Raw genomic sequence first — 18646 nt, 5'->3', positions numbered from 1 at the left:
ACACTATTACATTAGAATATTAGTTAAGAGTAATCAGCTATTTGGTTAATGTCAATATTTTCAAGTACCTTTTTGCTGTTGGTGTGATGTGCAATATTAATCATTGCTTTACCAAGTTTGGTTGTTGTAGTTACAGATTTCATTCTTCTTAATAAGGGAAACAATGGGCGGGTAATTGTATAAAAGGTATTGTACCAGTTTGTGCGTGATTTAATACCTTTTTCTGGTAAGATTGCGCCGGGTCTGAAAGCATAAGCATCTTTAAATCCCATATTTAAGATCATGTTTTCGGTTTTTCCTTTTACACGAGCCCACATAATTCTTCCTCTTTCAGAGCTGTCTGTGCCGGCACCTGAAATGTAAATAAAAACCAGTTGTGGATTTAATTCAAAAAGATTAAAAGCCAGCTCTTTAGTCATCGAGTATGTAATATCTGTATATTCTTCTTCGCTTAATCCAAGGGCAGATATGCCCATACAGTGGAAACAAGCATCATAGCCCACCAGTTGCTCTTTTATAGATGATAAATCTCTAAAATCACTAAGAATGATTTCTTTCAGTTTAGGATGTTTTATGCCCACTGTATTACGATTAATTACCAGTACACCCTTCACAGAAGTGTTTTCAAGGCACTCTAATAAAGCTCCTTTACCAACCATACCTGTTGAACCTGTTATTATTACATTCATTTTATATATTTAAGATACATGACTCTAAATTAAACACAGAACTCCTAAACGGAAACACAAACCACTCACTTTTTTGTTTCTAATTAACTATACAAAGGTATAATCACATTAATATCCTGTTGTATATCAATTACAGGTTCATGTATACATTTTACAGATATGATTATTCAATTTGGGAGTATGAGCTATTAATATCATTAGATATTTTTGTTTTATAATGACGGATAATTTAGAGTATACTACATTTGTGGTTTAGAGATAACTTTAAAAGCTATACATTTGTAGGAGATATTTAGAAGCGAGTTAATGAGCAAAGCTACTGATCAACCATTAAAAATCACCACAAGGTCATCGTATCAAAAAGTATTTAAACTTTACTATAAAGGTATGGTAATGTTTGCATCTAAATATATTGCAGACACCGACGATGTTGAAGATTTGGTTCAGGAAACGTTTGTTGCGCTCTGGAATAATCGGAACCAATTAAGATCAGCAACAGCTATCAAGTCTTACTTATATACTACTCTGCGTAACAAAAGTCTTAATTTTTTACGCAATAGCAAATCGAATAAATCTAACAGTGATGAGTTATTACGCCTCGAAGCTGATGATGATTTTGCAGATGAAATAATAAAAGAGGAGACCTTTCGTTTATTTTATCAAGCGATTGACGATTTAAACGAAAATGCAAAAAAGGTCGTTTTATTGACGTTAGAAGGGTATTCACGTCAGGATATAGCTGAAGAGATGGGTATCACCATTGATACAGTTAAATACCATAAAAAGTCAGCGCTAAATAAGTTAAAAGAAAAGCTTGAAGGGCATTTCTACTTATTAATACTACTAACATAGAACCCAAATCCGGTACAGGAAGTTTGTTTTCTTTACATTTTGGCAAATTGGCAGTAAATTACTGTTAGTGAGCAATAAGGTGTGAGTTATTATTGGTAATTAGATACTATTATCAATATGATTTATGGAAAAACAAAATATTCACTACCCATCTTATTTTATGGTGTGTCTTAGTAATAGTGACACAATAAAAGATTATTAATTAATTGAAGATATAAGTAATCGACAATTAAGAAATTACAAAATAAACAGTATGAATAAGGTTCATGAGCATATTCACATTGCCGAGTTGATAAACAAGGATTTATTAGGTGTAATAAAGGTATCTGAAAGTGATGAACTTGAAAAATGGATGGGTTTAGGCGATAATGAACGGCTTTATGATGAAATAAGATCAGAATTAATTAATGGTCAGCATCGCTTACAAAGTGAAAAGATTGATATTGAAAAGGCATGGGTAAGACAAGAGCGCACATTAAATTCTCAATTTAGAAAAGTTGTTTTACAGCGCATTATTTATCGGGCTGCCATCGTCATATTATTGTTATCAGTGGGGTCTGTTGCTTATTGGTATAGTGATTTTAATGAGGAATCCAATAATGTACTTACAGCAGACGAGAACATTAGACCTCAGGAAACAGAAGCTAAACTAATATTGGCCGACGGAACAGTTCAGGTATTATCATCTGATATAGAAGAAATTAATGATCAAGGGATTGAGATTCAAAACCAAAACCGTGAATTGAAATATGAAAGTGGTAATATTGTTGTTGAAGAGTTATTAAATACACTTCAGATACCGGAAGGGATGGATTATCATGTCATATTAGCTGATGGCACAAAAGTGTGGTTAAATGCAAAGTCCCAATTGGAATACCCAGTTGCTTTTAATGCTGATATGCGAAAAGTAAAACTAAGTGGGGAAGCTTACTTTGAAGTAGTAACAAACCCGCATAAGCCTTTTATTGTAGAAACTTCTCAACAACAAATTACAGTGTTAGGTACGGCTTTCAATGTAACAGCATATGAAGACGATAATAATGTAGTAACAACACTTGTTGAAGGTAAAGTGCAGGCGAGTTTTAATAATAAAACTGGCGAGCAGATAAATAAAGTGTTGCGCCCTTCTGAGCAATTAATATTGAATAATGAATCTGGAACGTTTGTGCATAAAAAGGTGGATACTTATCCATATGTTGCATGGAAAGAAGGGTATTTTGTATTCGAAAATAAGCCCTTGGATGAGATCATGAAAGTGATGGCCAGATGGTATGATGTGGATATCGCTTTTGATGATAAGGATGCAGCATCACACACCTTTGTTCTTAATGTTCAGAAATATGAAAGTTTTGATAAGGTGATGGAAATAATAGAGTTAACAGAGCAGGTGAAGTTTATTAAAACGCAAGATAAAATTCAAATTCGTACAATCAACTAAAGGAAAACAATTACATAATCTATGAACGAAAATAATCCAATAGTCAGAAGAAAATCTCATTTTCTGTGGACTGTCATATTAATTCTCTTATCATGGAGTAGTGTTAATACAACAGTTTACGCAGGCACTCAAAATGGTAAGAAAATAACATTGAACGTTGAATATGAGTCTTTGTCCGAAGTGTTCAAACAGATATGGCAACAAACACAATATACTTTTGTTTATAGCACTAAAGAGTTAGATGATTCTGAAAAAGTTTCTATTCAAGCGAGTGACTTAAGTGTTGATGAAATCCTCGACGTTTTATTAACAGAGAGAGACCTGAAGTATAAGGTGGTTGACCAAACAGTTGTAATAACAAAAAATAAACAACAAGCAAGTCAGCAACAACCGAATAGAATAATCAAAGGACAGGTTTTGGATTCTAAAACCAAAGAACCATTACCTGGGGCAAATATCCTGGATAAATATGGCAGGAAAGGAACCGTAACTGATATTGATGGCAACTTTTCCATTGAAGTGCCCGCCAGTGGTGTAGTATTAGTAGTGACCTTTATTGGTTATGAACCACAGGAGATACCCATTCGCCAAGATGATGAATATACGGTTTATCTGGATGAGGATATGAACGAAATTGGGCAGGTCGTTGTAACCGGATATCAGGAAATTAAAAAGGAACGAATGACCGGATCTGTTTCTGGCATGAGTGCTCACGAAATTGCCCAAACCGGTGCTGTGACTATTGATCAGGCTATCCGTGGACAAATGGCTGGTGTTTCGTCAATCAGCACAACAGGCCGCCCGGGAGCATCCACCCAGATTAGGATCAGAGGACTGAATTCCATAACGGGAGATATGAATCCTGTGTGGATTGTCGATGGTGTTGAAATGCAGGGGGCTGTCCCTTCGGTTGGTATTGGTGGTGTTGATCTCCAAAACAATTTATTTACTGATGGGATCGGTAATATTCCTCCCGAAGACATTGCATCAATAACAGTATTGAAGGATGCTGCTGCCACTGCTATTTATGGTGCCAGAGCAGCAAATGGAGTTATTGTTATTGAAACAAAAAAAGGTGTTGCAGGGCAAAAAACGATGAGTCTTTCAGCTCAATGGGGTGTTGATATGGCTCCCAGAAGTAGCCTGCAAATGATGAATAGTGCGCAAAAAGTTCAATTGGAATTGAATTTGTACAATGATAATCAGAATCTTTCTATGGCAGGACGGGCTTACCTCATTGCTAAAAACATGGATAATGGTGTTATAACGCCAAGTGAGGGAGAAGAAATGCTTAATAAGTTGAGAAATACAAACACCGATTGGTTAGATGTGATTTTTCGACCTGCATTTTATCAACAATATTCCATGACATTTCGTGGGGGCGATGAAAAAATGAATTACTATGTATCCGGAAACATCAGAGATACACAGGGTACCCTCCAAGGCAATGAAAACACGAATTTCTCTGCGACATTTAAAATTAATTATAAAGTTTATGACAAGTTGCAGATAGAGACAGGATTTAGGGGTAATCTAAGGAAGGATGATTATCCGACGACAGCTACTGGTATGGACCCTTTTCAGTATGCGATCTTTGCGAACCCATATGAGAAACCATACAATGAAGATGGTTCGTACGCATACGATCGCTCCTATCAAAATGGCTGGTACCTGGGAGATGGTAATTATGAATATGATTACAATATTCTTCAGGATCTTGCAGACGGAAACAAGCACACGCAGGCAAATTCTGCTACTTTTAATATTAAGGCCACATGGGATATATTTAATTTTCTAAGTGCTGAATCACTATATTCTTATAGCTTCAGCAACAACAATGTTGAAGACTGGGCTTCTCCCGGGTCTATTCGTTCTATTCGTAATGGCTGGCTTTCTACATCAAATACCATCTCGTACGCTCACGAGAATAACAATGGTTTTTTAAAGGAATCATCTGGCCGTAATAATGAATGGCAGTTAAGAAACCTGCTAACATTCAACCGGACGATTGCAGAGAAACATTTTATAAATGCAATGGTTGGTATGGAAATGGCTCAAAGTTTAGTAAATAGCTTTTATAATATGATGCCCGAATATTATCCTAATTACCGTTTAGGGGGATATCCAAACCTGGATTTACCACTTACAAGTTTTGATCTGGATAAATTAGGAGGCTCGTATTTCAACGAGAACAAGCGATTAAGTTATTTTACTACAGGTTCCTATAGCTTTGATGACCGTTATGTTGCCAGTGCTAGCATCAGGTACGATGGTGTTAACACAGTTGCAAATACAAACAATTTTACTCCCCTTTGGAACACAAGTTTTAAATGGAATGCCCATAATGAAAGTTTTTTAGATAATTCATCAATTGTTGATGTTCTTTCATTTCGCTTTGGTTATGGATATACCGGTAGTATTGACCGAACAGCTCTTCCTTTTTCCGTATTAAATTATAGTACGCTTTATTCATATGATAATGTCTATGTACCAAACAATATTAACTGGAGCAATCCGGATATTAAGTGGCAAAAAAAGCTGGACAGAAACCTCGGGCTGGATTTTGGTTTATTAAGAAATAAAATCAATGGTTCATTAAACTATTACAACAATAAGGTCGAAGATTTATTAGGAGTTACCTACTTACCCAATTCAAGTGGTTTAACATCAGTTAGAGCTAATGTTGCATCGTTGGTAAACAAAGGGTATGAGATAAGCCTTAATGCGCGGGTATATGAACGAAACGATCTTAGTTTTACCGCAAATTTTAATATTGCACATAATTTCAACGAAATTCTTGAATCCGAAAATAAAAAACCCGCGGATTTAGGTATGGTTAGTAAACAGCAAACAGTTCATTATGTGCAGGGGTATGAGGTAGGAACAATCTTTGGATATAATTTTGCTGGTGTTGATCCACTTACAGGTAACACATTAGTTTATGTGAATGATGATTCTTTTATCCAACCATGGCAAATTCATTCGGAAATTAATGGGAGAAAAGTGGTTGACTTCGATAAATATTCACATTTGTCTGAAATTCATCAGGGAACCTTATCGAAAATCGGTTCAGGTTACCCCCCTGTTAATGGAGGATTTGGATTAAATGCCAGATACAAAGGATGGAGCCTGGCGAGTCAGTTTACTTATTCGATGGGGCATTATATCCGATCGATTAACAATAACAAGATTGATCTGGAAAGATTTAATCAGAACACCATAGTGACTGATTTAAATCACTGGCGTGAACCTGGGGATATCGCACCACTGCCTCAATTACGTGATGGTGCTTATAGAAATACCTACGCGTTTTATCTATTTGATACTGATTATGAAAAAGGTGATTTCTTAAAAATGGCTTCAATATCGTTAAGTTATAATGTTCCGCAAAACATAATCAAGGATTTGAATATTAATCGTTTGAAAGTTGGTATTACAGGAATGAATTTAGCGACATGGACAAAATATAAGGGATTGGACCCTGAAGGATTGGGAACAGTGACGTACCCTAATCCCGTGCGTATTATTGGGAATTTAAGTGTTGAATTTTAATAGAGATATCCATGCATAAAAAAATATATATCGCCCTCCTTATTCTTTTATCATCTGTTTCTTGCACTGATTTTTTAGAAGTAGATCCGGCAAATGAAATTGTGATAAAAGATGTTGCAGATGTTAAAGGCACCATGGCCTTATACTTAAGTGGAGCTGTTGATCCATTTACAAGTACTGATGTTCGACAAACAAAAGTGAATTTTTTACCGAGTTGGATCACTACTCAACAATTGGGCTTATTTCAATCTGATGAATTAGACAGTGAACTGTTTCCATCTATGGGTTATGCCCTTTACACCCAAATGCAAGCACAATACGTTCAGGGTGTCAGATGGCAACAGATCGACAGACATACAACATTATGGAATGAAGGATATGCAGCTATAGGCTTTTGTAATCAGATACTTAAAGAACTGGGCAATGCAAGTGGTAAGGAAGCTGATAAGCAAATCATTGAAGGTGAAGCACGTACCATCAGGGTATGGAACGCATTTAAGCTACTTCAGTTTTTCTGCGTATATGATAATAATGACTACGGTATACCTTTGAATCTTGATGCAGACAATGTGACTGGCTATAAGGGATTGCGGTGGACACAATCTGATCTGTATGATTTCTTTATTGAGGAACTGAATGAAGTTTTGCAATTTGATGTAAAACCTGAAGAAGATTATAATATCTTCTTTAACAAGTATGTTATTCATAGCTTATTAGCTAATATTTATCAGTTTAAGGCACTGAGTGCGGCACAAGAGAGTTCTGATTGGGAAAATGCGAGGCTTAATGCAGTAGAGGTATTGGAAAAGATTAGTATTGTTAGTGAGCAGGACGATTATCTTAACTTATTTAAACAGGATAATACTGCAAGTGTTCTGCATAAAAATAATCCCCATGCCCTTCTTGTATTTTATTGGGGACGTAAATCCAATATCTCACATAGTAATATTTGGGGTAAGCCATTGGCTGGCAGACTGGATAATGCGATGCCTGCCACCGAAGAGCTGGTGTCATTATTTGAAGAGGGCGATATCAGATACTGGAAAGATTCACCTCCTTCCAGGGACTATAATTATAATGGAGCTTTTATATTCCATAATATTGAAAATGAACGAAAGTTTATCTGTAAGTACCCTTATGACAGGTACCGTGTTAATAATGAAACCTATGCAATGTTCAGGGCGGAAGAAATGCACTTGATTATTGCAGAAGCATATGCAAGAACTAATCAAACGACCGAGGCCACTCAATGGCTCGATGAATTCAAGCAAGCCAAAAATACAGATGCTTATTCCTCAACAGATGTGTTGGAAGAAATTATGAATGAGCGGCGTAAGGAATTTTTGGCAGAACATGAAATGCGCTGGCTTGATATGAAACGTACCAATCATACGGTTACTCGAAAATTTAATGATTCTGAACTTGGTGAAGTAAGCCTCACACTGGAACCTGATGATTACAGGTATGCCTTTATGATCCCTAATCGTGAGCTGACCTATAATTTAGACTTAAAACAAAATCCTAATTGGTAAAGACTTTATTATGAATAAAATATTGATATACCTATCTGTATTGACATTATTTTCATGCACACCGGATGATTATGAAATTGTAGAGTTTGATTATCAACCGGAGAAAGTCAAATATGTCGAAACAAAAATCAATAGCGATATATATTATAAGAATGGCGTTAATACACTCGATGCATCATTTCTGTATTATGATATTGTTACCTATATAGAAAAAGATTTTGAAGTAAATGAGGATGGTGATACAATTACGATCACAGAAGAAGTAACAGATACATTGCGCCTCAAAAATGATCGTGTGCCATTGAGCGAGATCTCATTTTATGATGAAAATAACGAGCCATTGGAGTTCCCCTTGGTAATCAATGATGATAGAAGTGAAATAGAAATATTTGCAGAAGTAAGCGGAATAAGAGCTGAAAAAGGCTTGAAAGTAAGCATATTGCCGCTTGATGAAAATCATGATAAAGTTACCATTCCTGTTGTATTTCATATGATTGAAAGTAAGGATTACGACTTCTTTAGCTATGAAGCAAGTGATTTTCAAAGAATTATTGACCAGTTAAATGCTGTATACGATAATCCGGAATACAGGGCAGCCAATAGTGGTAATCCAAATATTGAATTTACACTGGCAAAGTATGATCCAAATGGCATATTATTGGGTATGTCTGGAGTAAATGCACTTAATAGTGCATATGACGGAGCGGATTTGAGCGAAGAAATATTAGATCTGACAGAAGATTGGTCACCTGAGCATTATCTGAATATTTATGTCAGTTCGGCACCTGCTATGGATAATTATTTACCAACTGATGTATTTGATACCACTGATGAACTGGAGTACTTAGAAGGTCTTGATTTAACAGCATTCGTTTCAGTTGAGGATGTGGAAGCATATGCTCGTCAAATTAAACAGGCAGAGCTTATTGGCATCTTAATTGGAGCTCATTTTGAGGACAATATCAGCAGGTATACTTATCATTTTCTTTCTACTAACTGGCCACAGGTAGTTGGGCAGCACCTTGGTTTAATTCCAACAGTCGTTCAAAGTGGTAATAGCGGTACCGATTACTGTTTTGATACATTTGAGTATTCGGAGCTTTTTAAAAATAGTAAGGAAAAGAAAAATTTAGAGGGTAATTATTTTGACTCAGAAAATATTCTGGATCAGGTAAGTACTAATAAAGTTATTTCAGCTGAACAGGTAAAAAGGGTAAGATGGGTATTGGAAAATTGCCCCTCACGTCAGCCATGGAAATCGAGTTTTGCTTTAACGGGAAATCAATAATAAAACATTCTTAATCATTATTAACCAATTGAAATGAAACCTACCGGAGTAATAATGTTACAAGCTTCCAACTTCCAGACATTAAAATCCGGTGGTTTCACAATCTAAAATGTGAACATATGAAAAAAAACGACTTTTTTGGAATTTTGGCATTAATATGTCTTTTGTTTGTGTCATCATTTGTTAGTGCACAGACATCCCCTGTTGAACCAGCTGATCGAATTGAAGGTCTTGGCGGAACAATTACCAATCTGGCCGAATTTCGCTGGGTAAGCGAAAATGATGAAGCATGGAGTGAAGAATGGGTATTAGATACTGATATTGATGCTACCGAAACAAAAGACTGGAACAGTGGTGCTGGTTTTTCGCCTATTGGAAACAGTACAACTGCTTTTACAGGTATATTCGATGGAGGTGATCATGTAATATTGAATTTGTATATCGCTGCAGACATCAGTGAAGGCGGTTTATTTGGAAATGTTAGAGGAACTTCTGATACGGAAGTGGCAATTATTCAGAATGTAGGTGTTGTTGGTGCAAACATTAGTATAGCTACTAATGCAGGTGCTTTGGCAGGTAAAGTTGAAAATGTAGAAATTACAAAGTGTTTTGCTTTTGATGTTGAAGTCACTAATTCGAAAGATAACACGTCCGCTTCTGCTGGAGCATTGATAGGATATTCAAGAGGAAAGGTGACAATTCAAGATTGTTATTCAACGGGTTCTGTTGATGGTAGAAAAGCCGGCGGTGTCATTGGTACAGCAGCAACAACATCTGGTTTATCACTATCCTTAACTAATGTTTATGGCGCTTGTACAGTATCAGGTGCTACTGTTGGTCCATTTTTAGCTGAAGGTGGTTTAATTGCTCATAATTTAGGATCAGGAGGATCTGGTTGTTTCTTTGATAATACCTTGACATCATCTGCAATTGGCGTTGCACAATCTCCTTCAGCACCGGCTAATACAGGACTTTCAACAGCTGATTTCGCTGTGGAAGCAAACTTCACAGGTTGGGATTTTGTTGATACTTGGGAAATCAAATTAATTAATGGTGAAACACGCCCATATTTAACATGGCACCAGCAATATACAACAGCCGCTCTTGAACCAGCTGATCGAATTGAAGGTCTTGGCGGAACAATTACCAATCTGGCTGAACTTCGCTGGGTAAGCGAAAATGATGAAGCATGGAGTGAAGAATGGGTATTAGATACTGATATTGATGCTACCGAAACAAAAGACTGGAACAGTGGTGCTGGTTTTTCGCCTATTGGAAACAGTACAACTGCTTTTACAGGTATATTCGATGGAGGTGATCATGTAATATTGAATTTGTATATCGCTGCAGACATCAGTGAAGGCGGTTTATTTGGAAATGTTAGAGGAACTTCTGATACGGAAGTGGCAATTATTCAGAATGTAGGTGTTGTTGGTGCAAACATTAGTATAGCTACTAATGCAGGTGCTTTGGCAGGTAAAGTTGAAAATGTAGAAATTACAAAGTGTTTTGCTTTTGATGTTGAAGTCACTAATTCGAAAGATAACACGTCCGCTTCTGCTGGAGCATTGATAGGATATTCAAGAGGAAAGGTGACAATTCAAGATTGTTATTCAACGGGTTCTGTTGATGGTAGAAAAGCCGGCGGTGTCATTGGTACAGCAGCAACAACATCTGGTTTATCACTATCCTTAACTAATGTTTATGGCGCTTGTACAGTATCAGGTGCTACTGTTGGTCCATTTTTAGCTGAAGGTGGTTTAATTGCTCATAATTTAGGATCAGGAGGATCTGGTTGTTTCTTTGATAATACCTTGACATCATCTGCAATTGGCGTTGCACAATCTCCTTCAGCACCTACGAATACAGGACTTTCAACAGCTGATTTCGCTGTGGAAGCAAACTTCGCAGGTTGGGATTTTGTTGATACTTGGGAAATTAAAATAATTGATGGTGAAACACGCCCGTTCTTTACATGGCAAGATGGAGACATTCCAACTTCTTTGGAAAATGCTCCTTTTAATGAAGCTAGCGTAAGTATTTCACCTAACCCTGCTACAAGTTACATTTATGTAAAAGCAGATGAAGAGCAAGTAAATGTTCAGATTTTTAGCTTATCAGGACATAAAGTAATGGAAAGAAATGTTCGAGGCGATAGCACTCTTGATATTTCATCATTGGTAAATGGTGTATACATCATTAAGGTCAATGATTATACTCAAAAACTGATTGTAAGATAATTATTTGAGTCTTAATATTTATCAAAAGAGACTATCCGGAAAGTATTGAAGTAAGACGTATTGCAAAAAAATAATCAGTACCAGAGGGTACTGTAATTAGCCGGTAACACATTAAGCACTACGTAATATTTCATCCTGAGGATAGTCTCTTTTTTATGCAAAAGTAAAAATAAAAGTGATGAGAAGAATTCTAAGCATTGTATTCCTTTCCTGCATAATTGGTTCAACCATGAATGCACAAGAAGGTATTCAATTCTTTCACGGTAAATGGGCTGAAACCATTGCCGAGGCTGAGAAAGAGAAGAAAATTATTTTCCTTGATTGTTACACTTCATGGTGTGGACCGTGCAAAAAGTTAGCTAAAGAGGTGTTTCCGCAAAAAGAAGTGGGAGAATATTTTAACGCCAATTTCATATCAGTTAAAATTGATATGGAAAAGGGCGAAGGGAAGGAATTAAAGGATAAGTTTGGTGTTGAGGCATTTCCAACCATGTTATTTATTAATGCGGATGGGAGTGTGGCACATCGTGTGGTAGGATTTAGAAAAGCTGATAAGCTGATAGAAGAAGCTAAAATAGCAATTGATGGGACGGGTTATGGTGCCATGAAAAAGGAATATGATGCTGGTAATCGCGATTTTGATTTTGTAAATAAATATATGAAAGCCCTTTTATCGGCAGGTGAGAAAGCAGAACTGGAAAAAGTAGCGCTTGAGATATTGAAGGATATAAAGCAACAAAACTGGCTCACTCCAAATAATTACTCTCTGATTAAAACATGTGTTTATAATGCAGATACAGAGCCTATTCTTTACGTCAATGAGAATAAAAATCTTTTTAAAGCTGTTCACGGTTCCCGTAACGTTGAAATTAAGCTGAGAGGTGCATTTAGTGAAAAAGCCAGATCATTCCTTATTGAAAAAGATGGTAAGAAAGTAATTGATCAGGATGCTTACGCTGCATATATACAGTGGATGAAAGACAATGATGTAGAGGATGTGGAAAGTATTGTCAACTCTACCAATTTGCGCTATGCTTTGTTAACTGAAAACTGGACACGCTTTGTTGAACTTGTGGAAGCTGATATTATAGCTAAGGGTGATAAAATGCATGCACAGATCTTATGGAACCACGCCGAAAAAATCAATAACGGATGCGATGACAAGCAGTATCGTGAGCTGGCTCAAAAATGGTGTGAGATGGCCGTTAACAAGACGCAATCAGAGAAAGCAAAAGAATCATACCAACGGACCTTTAAGGAACTGGGTGAGGAAAGACAAGAAAAGAAACATTAATATATACATGATGAAAGGAATTTGGATTGTATTTTTATTGGCACTAGCTCAAATATCATTTGCGCAAGCCAGGTTTGATACATTAGGATTTGTAAAAGATCAGGCCATATTAGATCATTTTACAGAGAAAGCAACGGAACTATTCAACGCCGGAGAATACGAAGGCAGTTATGATTTAAGCCAAAGTATGCGCTTTTATAAGTCTGCAAAAGTAGAATTTCAAAAAGCAGCGAAGAAAAGCGAATTTAACTTCTCAGAGCTTAAAGAAGGTGTACTGATTGTGGCCAAACTCTACCTTTGTGAAAATTGTCCGAACTACCACCTGAACACAGCGTCAGGGTTTGTGATTAACGAGCAGGGTTATTGTGTAACCAACCATCATATGTTGCACCGCGATAAGAAAAGTCAATCGATGATTCTGGCCTACTATGCGATGGATCATAAAGGCAATGTGTATCCAATTAAAAAAGTTGTTGCTGCCAATCAGGACAATGACTTAGCAGTCTTTAAAGTGGAAACGAATGTACCCTTAACAGCTTTATCTCTGGGTGATAATAATGAGGTTGGGGAAAATGTACACCTCATCAGTAATCCTGACAAAATGTTCTATACCTACTCCAATGGTGTGATAACCCGTTCATATTACCATTCATATTTTAATGCATTGCGTCAGTCGATGAGTGCTGAATTTGCTAAAGGTTCCAGCGGAGCGCCTGTTTTTAATGATAAAGGACATGTTGTGGGGATTGTATCAGCTACCAGAACAGTTACATACACAAAGGATAAAGGCGTTCAGATGGTAGTGCGTGATATTATCCCTGTTAGTGAGTTAAAGCAAATGTGCAACAGAGAAATTAAATCTCAAAATGCCGGTAAGAGATTTGTGCCCGGAATGCGCATGTAAATTGTTATAAAAATATTAGTTCCCAATTTTGAAAGCATTAGTTCCTGAGATTAGCTTGGGAGTTAGTGCTTTTGACGTATAATAGTGTTACCGTGAATTTAGTTCGTCATCTTCTAATAGAATGCACACAGTAAACTTTGATATCATAAATACTCGAATTTACGCATATTACTCCATAATAAGTTGAGTATGGTTCACATGGAGTTTTTCCATTTATGTTTATTTTTCTAAGCCGTATGTTTAATTTAATCCAGCACTTTTCCAATCTAATAAATAGACAAGAATAAATTACTTGCGTGCTGTGATGTGTTGATAATCAGTATTTAATCCTAATGGATTAATCTGCTATATTTCAAATTTACTTCTGAATAAATTGGTGTTACCGTTCGTAACGGCTTTCATTGTAATGTAAATACCTAAAAACAATTAGTAACTTTATCAGGACAGCTGACTTATAACTTGCTTGTCAATCGTCACTATTAATTAGGTATCTAAAAAGTAATCTTAAATCGATGAAGCAAATTTTAATTCCTTTAGCATTGCTTGTTCTGTTGTTCACAGGATGCAGCCAGAAGCATAAATCATCAAAAAAACAGGAGCGGCCCAATATTATTTTTATGATGTCAGATGATCATGCATATCAGGCCATTAGTGCCTATTCAGATAGGTTGATGCAGACACCGAACATTGATAGATTAGCTAATGAAGGTATGTTGTTTACCAATGCATGTGTCACCAATTCTATTTGCGCACCTTCAAGAGCTGTGATTCTTACAGGTAAGCACAGTCATATCAATGGAAAGATTGACAATTATTCTCCCTTTGACACCACACAAGTAACTTTTCCTCAATTACTGCAAAAAGCAGGTTATCAGACAGCAATGTTCGGTAAGTTGCATTTTGGAAATAATCCAAAAGGTTTTGATGAATTTAAAATTTTGCCCGGTCAGGGAGTTTATTATAATCCAGATTTTATAACAAAGAAGGAAGGGAATGTGCGGTTAGAAGGTTATGTAACCGATATAATAACCGATATGGCTTTAAATTGGCTGGATAATGAAAGAGACAAGGAAGAGCCATTTTTATTAATGTATTTGCATAAAGCACCTCACAGGGAATGGTTGCCTTCCGAAAGACATTATAAAACTTTTACTCAGAAAACATTCCCCGAACCTGAAACGCTATTTGATAATTACGAAGGAAGAGGTTCTGCTGCTAAAACTGCTGAAATGAATTTGTTGGCGCATATGAACTGGGCAGGAGATTCAAAGATATATCCGGAGTTAATGGATGAACTCGGAATACCGGAAACATGTAATTGGGATAAATCAGCTTTTGAGCATCAGGTTGGTCGTCAAACGCCAGAGCAGCTAGCCGCATGGGATAAAGTCTACGGGCCTATTAACGAAGACTTTAAAAAGAACTATAAAAACATGTCTGAAAAGGAACTGATGAAATGGCGTTATCAGCGATATATGCAGGATTACTTGGGAACCATAGCCTCGGTTGATGAAGGTGTTGGAAAAGTATTAAAGTATCTTGATGATAATGGATTGGCAGAAAATACCATCGTTGTGTATACTTCTGATCAGGGCTTTTATTTGGGTGAGCATGGATGGTTCGATAAACGCTTTATTTATGATGAGTCTTTTAAAACGCCACTTTTAGTTCGCTGGCCGGATGTTATAAAGCCGAAAAGTGTTAATACACAAATGGTACAGAATCTTGATTTTGCTCAAACATTTCTGGAAGCTGCTGGAATATCAGCACCTGTCGATATGCAAGGCGAAAGTTTGGTGCCTTTGTTTAAAGGTGATAACAGTGGATTTAGAGATGCAGCATATTATCACTATTATGAATATCCATCAATTCATATGGTCAAGAGGCATTATGGCGTGGTGACAGAAGATTACAAACTGGTTCATTTTTATTATGATGTGGATGAATGGGAGTTATACGATCGTAAAAAAGATATTCATGAAATGAAGAATGTCTACAATGATCCGGCTTATGCTGATGTTGTAGCCAAACTAAAAAAGAAACTTAACGAGCTAAGAGTTAAATACAATGACTCGGCAGAGCTTGATAGCACATACCTTCATAAATTCCTTAATAGAAGTAAATAATAAATCTAATTGCTTTTAGCAGTCAATAAGACAGAAAAAATAAGCACGGCCCGGTTGATCTGAATAAAACAGGATCGACCGGGCCGACTTTTAAAATTTTGTCAGTAACCAAGCTAATTATATTTTACTAAGTCTGTTATCAAACCCATATAGTATAACATACATAACTAACCGATCCGATTAGTTACTCTTTTCAAGGGTAAAGTAATTCATCATGGCTTTTAATTGCTCAGCATGCAAGTTAAGCTCTTCTGCACTGTTGGCTATTTCCTCACTACTTGCAGCATTCTGCTGTGTTGTATTGTTCATTTGCTGGATGGCAGAGTTAATTTGATTTACACCGTCACGTTGTTCTTTAGTTGATGCCGTAATTTCTTTAATCAACTGATTAGATTGCTGTATAGTAGGAATCGAACTGGTTAGTTTATCATTGGAACTCACAGAAAGTTGTGCGCTGGTCTCTGCTATTTTTATAATATCAGTAGCAGCAGCTTGACTCCTTTCGGCAAGTTTTCGCACCTCAGCGGCCACAACTGCAAAACCTTTTCCTTGTTCTCCGGCACGAGCCGCCTCAACAGCAGCATTAAGTGCGAGAATATTTGTTTGTGTAGCTATTTCACTAATGATTGCGATCTTGTTACTGATAAGTTTGTTTGATTCTGTTGCATTATTGGAGTCCACACTTGTATCCTGAATACTCTCAAATACATCCATTGACTTTTGTTCGCTTTCATTAGCATTTTGATAGTTTTGCTCAATATTAGCTACCATCTCTTCCATTGTAGTGGACACTTCCTCTAATGAAGCTGCCTGACTGCTTGCTCCTTGGGTTAGTACCTTTGTGCTTTTATTGAGTGTTTGACTGGCCAGACTAAGCTGGTTGGCTCCACTCTTTATTTCATCAACCACCTCTCTTATTTTTTCGTTCATCAGCATCAGAGCATCTATGAGTTCACTCACTTCATCTTTTCCTTCATTCTCGATGTCATGGTACAATTCTCCTTTTGCTAATGCCTGCGATAGGTTGAGTCCTGATTTAAGTGGTCGTATAATATTGAGTATGGTCGATCGGCTGATGATAAAACCTAGTATGATAGCAATAATCAGCAAGGACGTTATGGTGAAGTTAGATGATGTTATGGTTGCTGTCTCTTTTTTTTCTGCATTCTCCGCTAACCTTGCGCCATATACACCAACAAGTAAGGCAGCTTCCTGCATCTTCTTTTGTTCTCCTCCTTGCTCAATATTTTTCTGGACATAATTTTCGAATAGTTCTTCATACTCTTTATAAGCACTTTGTATTTTGGTTAAACACTCTTCCAAAGTTTTATCTTCAGCGCAATATTTATCAAACAGACCATTTATTTTCTTAATCTTGCTAACCGTTTTTTTGTAATCCGATTGGTTAATATCACCATTCGATTCAAGCGGATAGGCAATGAATTCCAATGAGGCTAATCTTACCTGGTTGTGAGCTTGCTCAATAAGTCTGGATACTTTTCTGTTATTATTGAGTGTTCTGTCAAAATTGATATTAGCACTTACAGTGTTACCTTTTCGTCCCCAGTTTTTAATAATCTTCTGTTTATCCAATTCAATGGCACAATAGGTCTCAAACGATTGCTTGTAAACATTTGTGTTAATCAGCAATGAATCAATATTGGGATCAATAAAAGCTTTATTGCTCTTTGCATGTTCAAGTTTGTTTATTGTTGAATCTAATACTTCGAATATGCCTTTAATCTGAGATGTGTCTTTATAATGAACAAAATACAATGCTTGTAAACGAGCACTCAGTAAATCCTTTTCAGCACTCACCAATTCATTTTTAGCATCAACGATACTTTTTGACTTTAATATGCCTCTTCTTCCGGAAAGTCCAACAATTATTATAAGAATAGCAGCAATTGAGAAGCTTATAGTTAAGCGTTGTTTAATGGTTGTGTTACGTGGTGAAAAGCGTTTCATTATAGAATTTTAATTAATAGGGTATTACATCCAAAACTTCTACTGAAAAAGTTTGAAAAAGATTCGATTTAAGTAAAGTTTTTGACGGATTATGTAGCAGGTTGTATTTCTATCTAATAAATAACGCCATTAAAAAGGTTCACTTCTTAATGGCGCTCTATAATTACTTTGTGTACTGTTCAATAATTAGTTTAATGGCTCTTTGACAGGCCGGGCAAAAATGATCGTGTCTTGTAAACATGATGCAGTTGGCAGCACTACGGTATAAACCTTTTGCTTTGTATTGGGCACCCTCAAAGGCACCAACATGACCGCTATATTTCATATTCGCCAATAAATGATCGTCCCAGGCTTTTTTATCCAGGAAGAAATCCTCCATTACCTTCTCATCGACTTTAGCTTTTCGCATTTCCACTCTTTTCTTTTGAACTTCAATGCTATGCTTGTCGTATTTCTTTTTATCCCATGGCGTAGGAAGAGGAGTGTCAGGTGTGAGAATGTCTTTCCATTTAATAGTTTCCGGATCGGTGTTAGCTGTCACATTTAACTCCCATGGCTCCAAATGCTCTGCATCCATTTCATAAGCTGTTGCTGAGGTGTAATATTCATCGGCCAAATCGGCAAAGTGATGGCCAAACTCATGCACAAATAAGTACTCCTGAAAAGCATTATTAACGGCTGCCGTGATATATAAGTTGTAAATTCCGCCGCCACCATAGATAGAATCGTTCATTAAGATTGCTGTAAACTCATAGGGAACAGC

12 protein-coding genes are annotated in these 18646 nt (G+C 36.6%); 9 read left to right on the top strand and 3 right to left on the bottom strand.

Annotation, left to right across the window (positions count from 1 at the left end; translation table 11 throughout):
• Positions 1 to 23: 23 nt before the first annotated feature.
• Positions 24 to 689 (bottom strand): NAD-dependent epimerase/dehydratase family protein, encoded by a 666-nt coding sequence (locus AC4MRQ_RS07005; RefSeq protein WP_491196946.1) that lies wholly within the window; start codon positions 687 to 689, stop codon positions 24 to 26.
• 306 nt (positions 690 to 995) lie between these two features.
• Between AC4MRQ_RS07005 and AC4MRQ_RS07000 the strand changes: the two genes are divergently transcribed.
• The 9 genes from AC4MRQ_RS07000 to AC4MRQ_RS06960 all read left to right on the top strand — a co-directional run bounded on the left by AC4MRQ_RS07000 (position 996) and on the right by AC4MRQ_RS06960 (position 15915).
• The gene (locus AC4MRQ_RS07000) at positions 996 to 1541 is read left to right on the top strand and encodes an RNA polymerase sigma factor (RefSeq protein WP_491196945.1); all 546 of its coding nucleotides are present in this window, start codon (positions 996 to 998) and stop codon (positions 1539 to 1541) included.
• A gap of 253 nt (positions 1542 to 1794) precedes the next feature.
• Complete coding sequence (locus AC4MRQ_RS06995) at positions 1795 to 2979, top strand: FecR family protein (protein WP_491196944.1); 1185 nt, start codon at positions 1795 to 1797, stop codon at positions 2977 to 2979.
• 21 nt (positions 2980 to 3000) lie between these two features.
• A complete protein-coding gene (locus AC4MRQ_RS06990; protein WP_491196943.1) occupies positions 3001 to 6531 on the top strand; it encodes a SusC/RagA family TonB-linked outer membrane protein in 3531 nt (1176 codons plus the stop codon).
• Positions 6532 to 6542: 11 nt separating this feature from the next.
• Positions 6543 to 8063 carry a RagB/SusD family nutrient uptake outer membrane protein gene (locus AC4MRQ_RS06985; RefSeq protein WP_491196942.1) on the top strand — a complete coding sequence of 507 codons (1521 nt, stop codon included), beginning with the start codon at positions 6543 to 6545 and terminating at the stop codon, positions 8061 to 8063.
• 10 nt (positions 8064 to 8073) lie between these two features.
• Positions 8074 to 9351, top strand: a complete 1278-nt coding sequence (locus tag AC4MRQ_RS06980; protein WP_491196941.1) for a zinc metalloprotease — start codon at positions 8074 to 8076, stop codon at positions 9349 to 9351.
• Positions 9352 to 9470: 119 nt separating this feature from the next.
• A complete protein-coding gene (locus tag AC4MRQ_RS06975) occupies positions 9471 to 11591 on the top strand; it encodes a T9SS type A sorting domain-containing protein (protein ID WP_491196940.1) in 2121 nt (706 codons plus the stop codon).
• A 178-nt stretch (positions 11592 to 11769) separates the two neighbouring features.
• A complete protein-coding gene (locus AC4MRQ_RS06970; RefSeq protein WP_491196939.1) occupies positions 11770 to 12885 on the top strand; it encodes a thioredoxin family protein in 1116 nt (371 codons plus the stop codon).
• Between the two features lie 7 nt (positions 12886 to 12892).
• Positions 12893 to 13789, top strand: a complete 897-nt coding sequence (locus AC4MRQ_RS06965; protein WP_491196938.1) for a S1 family peptidase — start codon at positions 12893 to 12895, stop codon at positions 13787 to 13789.
• Between the two features lie 512 nt (positions 13790 to 14301).
• A complete protein-coding gene (locus AC4MRQ_RS06960; RefSeq protein ID WP_491196937.1) occupies positions 14302 to 15915 on the top strand; it encodes a sulfatase family protein in 1614 nt (537 codons plus the stop codon).
• A gap of 180 nt (positions 15916 to 16095) precedes the next feature.
• On the opposite strand, the gene AC4MRQ_RS06955 is transcribed toward AC4MRQ_RS06960, so the two are convergent.
• Both AC4MRQ_RS06955 and AC4MRQ_RS06950 read right to left on the bottom strand, forming a co-directional pair.
• Positions 16096 to 17883: a methyl-accepting chemotaxis protein gene (locus AC4MRQ_RS06955; protein WP_491196936.1), complete on the bottom strand. Its 1788-nt coding sequence runs from the start codon at positions 17881 to 17883 to the stop codon at positions 16096 to 16098.
• A gap of 163 nt (positions 17884 to 18046) precedes the next feature.
• A partial coding sequence (locus AC4MRQ_RS06950) for a M64 family metallopeptidase (RefSeq protein ID WP_491196935.1) occupies positions 18047 to 18646 on the bottom strand: 600 nt, incomplete at its 5' end.

The organism is Carboxylicivirga sp. (assembly GCF_982718395.1).
Note: the sequence above shows the minus strand (reverse complement) of the source record. Positions and strands in the feature narration are given on the sequence as shown.